The organism is Acinetobacter sp. WCHAc060006 (genome assembly GCF_004209135.1).
Lineage (GTDB): Bacteria > Pseudomonadota > Gammaproteobacteria > Pseudomonadales > Moraxellaceae > Acinetobacter > Acinetobacter cumulans.
Window position 1 is genome coordinate 1 of the sequence record NZ_SGSS01000099.1, and the last position, 716, is coordinate 716.

The window sequence follows — 716 nt, forward strand, 5'->3', positions numbered from 1 at the left end:
CGATTATCGTCAAATTTCTCAGTTGATTTTCAATATATTTTCATTCGACAAAGTGCAACTGACTTTAGATAGAACCAATTGGAAATGGGGAAAACGAAATATTAATATCCTGATGCTCGCGATCGTTTATCGTGGAATAGCGATACCTATCGTTTGGACATTACTTAATAAACGTGGAAATTCAGATACAAAAGAGCGTATTGCTTTGATTCAACGCTTTATCTCCATTTTTGGTAAAGACCGTATTGTGAATGTGTTCGCAGACAGAGAGTTTATCGGTGAGCAGTGGTTTACATGGTTAATTGAACAAGACATCAACTTCTGCATTCGTGTTAAAAAAACTTTATTGTCACCAATCATTTAGGAAAGAATCATAAAATCAGTGATTTATTTCGCCATCTTCAAGTTGGTCAAATTGAATGTCGTAAACGACGGATTTTGGTTGGTCGAGTGAAACTATATATAAGTGCACTACAGTTAGAAAATGGAGAACTTTTACTCGTCGTTTCTCCTCAGTTTAATGCCAATTCTATTCAGGATTATGCATTACGCTGGGAAATTGAAACCTTATTCAGTTGTCTCAAAGGACGCGGGTTTAATCTTGAAAATACTCGTTTAACAGACCCTAGACGAGTCAAGAAATTGATAGCAGTGCTAGCTATCGGTTTCTGTTGGTGCTATTTAACAGGTGAATGGCAACATGATCAAAAAAAAGT

General features: G+C 36.0%; 1 pseudogene. It reads left to right on the plus strand.

Going from position 1 to position 716, the window contains the following annotated elements:
• Positions 1 to 716, plus strand: a pseudogene (locus EXE29_RS17360) (IS4 family transposase); the annotation flags it as partial.